Source organism: Stenotrophomonas pictorum JCM 9942, from assembly GCF_001310775.1.
In the GTDB taxonomy this organism is placed as follows: domain Bacteria; phylum Pseudomonadota; class Gammaproteobacteria; order Xanthomonadales; family Xanthomonadaceae; genus Stenotrophomonas; species Stenotrophomonas pictorum.
Genome location: NZ_BAZI01000293.1, coordinates 1 through 3,351 on the forward strand (window position 1 = coordinate 1; position 3,351 = coordinate 3,351).

General features: G+C 63.8%; 1 protein-coding gene and 2 pseudogenes. 2 read left to right on the plus strand and 1 reads right to left on the minus strand.

Annotated features, from left to right (window positions below; genetic code table 11):
- A pseudogene (gene putA / locus JCM9942_RS12600) lies at positions 1-1,721 on the minus strand (bifunctional proline dehydrogenase/L-glutamate gamma-semialdehyde dehydrogenase PutA); the annotation flags it as partial.
- Positions 1,722-2,014: 293 nt separating this feature from the next.
- Here putA and JCM9942_RS12605 point away from each other — a divergent pair.
- Together JCM9942_RS12605 and coxB are read left to right on the plus strand one after the other, a co-directional pair.
- Positions 2,015-2,488, plus strand: coding sequence for a DUF2244 domain-containing protein (locus JCM9942_RS12605; RefSeq protein WP_054660081.1), 474 nt, complete (start codon positions 2,015-2,017; stop codon positions 2,486-2,488).
- Positions 2,489-2,505: 17 nt separating this feature from the next.
- A pseudogene (coxB, locus tag JCM9942_RS12610) lies at positions 2,506-3,351 on the plus strand (cytochrome c oxidase subunit II); the annotation flags it as partial.

Sequence of the window (3,351 nt, forward strand, 5' to 3'; positions counted from 1 at the left end):
CGGCAGTGAGCTGCCCGGCCAGCGCGCGCAGGTCGTTGTCGTTGGCGAGGTTGATGCCCATGGAATTGGTCCTGTCGTGGTTCTGGCTGCGCAGCAGGTCGATGGGCAGCGGGATCTTCGGGTGGGGAATGGACGCGAACGAGGACACCGCCTCGACCGGATCGCGGATCAGATCCTCGATCGAAACCTCGTCATCGGTGATGCGGTTGACGAAGCTGGAGTTGGCGCCATTCTCGAGCAGGCGGCGCACCAGGTACGGCAGCAGTTCCTCGTGCGAACCGACCGGTGCGTACACACGGCACGGCACATTGAGGCGGTCGGCCGGAATCACCTCGGCATACAGGTCATCGCCCATGCCGTGCAGCTTCTGGTGCTCGTAGGTGTGGCCGGCGCCGATCTGCTTGATCACGGCGATGGTGTGCGCGTTGTGGGTGGCGAACATCGGGTAGAGCGCATCGCGGTGGCCGAACAGGCGCTTGGCGCAGGCGATGTAGACACGTCGGTGTTCTGTTTGCGGGTGAACACCGGGTAGCCGGGCAGGCCGTCGATCTGTGCGCGCTTGATCTCCGCATCCCAGTAGGCGCCCTTGACCAGACGCACCTGCAGCTTGTGACCGATGCGGCGGGCCAGGTCGGCCAGGTAATCGATCGTGTACGGCGTACGCTTCTGGTAGGCCTGCACGACGATGCCGAAGCCTTCCCAGCCTTTCAGTGACGGATCGCTGACCACGGCCTCGATGATGTCCAGCGACAGCTCCAGGCGGTCGGTTTCCTCGGCGTCGACGGTACAGCCGATGCCATAGGACTTGGCCAGCTGTGCCAGTTCCAGCACGCCCGGCACCAAGTCCTGGAGCACGCGTTCGCGCTTGGCATGTTCGTAGCGCGGGTACAGCGCCGAGAGCTTGATCGAGATGCCGTGCGAGGCGGTGACGTCACCATCGGCCTTGCCGCCGCGTGCCAGGTTGTCCTTGCCGATCGCGTGGATGGCGCGCCGGTAGTCTTCCAGGTAACGCCGCGCGTCCTTCATGGTCAGCGCACCTTCGCCGAGCATGTCGAAGGAGTAGCGGTAGTTGCTGTTGTCGCCCTTGTGCGAGCGTGCCAGCGCCTCGTCGATGGTGCGGCCCATGACGAACTGGTGGCCCATGATCTTCATCGCCTGGCGCACAGCCAGGCGGATCACCGGCTCGCCCACGCGGCCGATCAGCCGCTTGAAGGCGCCATGCACGTCGCGCTTGGTGGCATCGGCCAGATCGACCAGGTGCCCGGTCAGCATCAGGCCCCAGGTCGAGGCGTTGACCAGCACCGAGTCCGATTGGCCCATGTGCTTTTTCCAGTCCGCCTCGCCGAGCTTGTCGCGGATCAGCTTGTCGGCGGTTTCCTGATCCGGGATGCGCAGCAGGGCTTCGGCCACGCACATCAGCAGCACGCCTTCCTCGCTGCCCAGGTCGTACTGGCGCATGAAGCTTCGATCGCGCCCTGGTTGCTGGCGCGGGCGCGCACGCGGCGCACCAGATCGGCGGCGGTGGCCTGGATCTGCGCCTGTTCGGCGGCCGGCAGGCGGGCCTGTTCCAGCAGTTCGCGCACATGACCGGCTTCGTCCTTGAGCCAGGCGTCGGTGATGGCCTGGCGCAACGCGGCAGGCGTCGGCGGAAGTTCCGGCGCGAGCAGACACGGGCCTGTCGGCAGCGAAGATGCAGCATCAAAAGGAGGAGTCGAGTTCATGCGCCTGACCACAGTGGGATTTGACCATTTTAATCGGATACAGGCTTTTTCCCAGTGCCTCAGGGCGCTGCAACGGAGCTGTAAACCACTGGTATCAGGCGGATTGGGCGGCTTTCACGGGTTTTACGTTATTTGTGCCGATTCCGTCATTTTTTATGACGGGCTTGAAGGGGTTTTCCGGGGATCCGTGTGTGCAATGCAGCATTCGCAACGATGATGAATGCAAGCTTGCCGGGGGGATTGGGCACGGCTACCATCCAGATCGTTATCCGCGGTATGGACGCGGTTGCGACATGATCCAGGTGCTTCGGTCAGTTTCCGATGGCTCACATGCGCAGCTGGTGCTGCATCCCCCACGGGCGCTTACGGCCCGGCAGTTCGTCCAGTTGTTCGCCGCGTTGGCAGGACTGATGTGGTTCACGGCCAGCCTGGCTTGGTGGTCCGGTAACCGCCTCGCTCCGGCTTTCGCGCTGTTGCACAGCTTTCTGGTGGGCGTGGCGTTGCGTGCGGTCTGGCGCAGCGGCGAGCGCCGGGAAGAGATCCGGGTAGGACCGGACTGCGTGGAGGTCCTCCTCGCGGCCGGGAGTTCACCGGTATTCCGCGCGCACCCTTACTGGGTCCGCGTGGTTGCCGAGAAGGAACGGGTCCTGCTGGTTTCCAGCGGCAGGCGGGTCGAAGTGGGGAGTTTCCTCGCACCCGCCGAACGTCGGGAACTTGCGGTGACACTTGAAGGCTTGCTCGCAACCGGCAACGGCTGCAACCGATGACGTCAAGGGTCTAGGCAATGAAGCAAAGCAGCAGGTGGGGTGGGGCGTTGAAATCCGCATTGGTCGTTGCCGCCGCGGGGCTGGCGACCTCAAGCGCGTGGGCGCAATCGGCCGATCCCGCGCCATGGCAGCTCAACATGGGCAAGGGGGTTACCCATACCGCGCAGATGGCGTGGGAAGCCACATGGTCGCGCTGTGGGTATGCGCGGTGATCGGCGTCCTGGTGTTTGCGGCGATGGCCTACGCCATTTTCAAGTTCCGCAAGTCAAAAGGGGCGGTGGCGGCGCAGTTCTCGCACAACACCAAGGCCGAGATCATCTGGACCGTCATTCCCATCATCATCCTGGTGGTGATGGCTTGGCCGGCCACCGCCAAACTGATCGCCATGTACGACTACCGCGACTCGGAAATGACGGTAAAAATCACCGGCTACCAGTGGATGTGGAAGTACGAATATCTCGGCGAGGATGTGGCCTTCACCAGCCGCATGGACCGCAAATCCGACCAGATCCGCCAGAGCGGTGCGGTGCCGACGATGGTCACCGATCCGCACTATCTGCTGGAGGTGGACAACCCGCTGGTGCTTCCGGTGGACACCAAGGTGCGTTTCGTCATCACTTCCGATGACGTGGTGCACGCCTGGTGGGTGCCGGCACTGGGCTGGAAGCAGGACGCGGTGCCGGGCTTCATCAATGAGCGCTGGACCAATATCGAACGCGAAGGCGTCTACCGCGGCCAGTGCGCCGAGCTGTGCGGCAAGGATCATGGCTTCATGCCGATCGTGGTCAAGGCCGTGTCCAAAGACGAATTCAAATCCTGGCTGGCCGCGCGCAAGCCGGCTGCCGCGACGCCGGAGGTCCCCG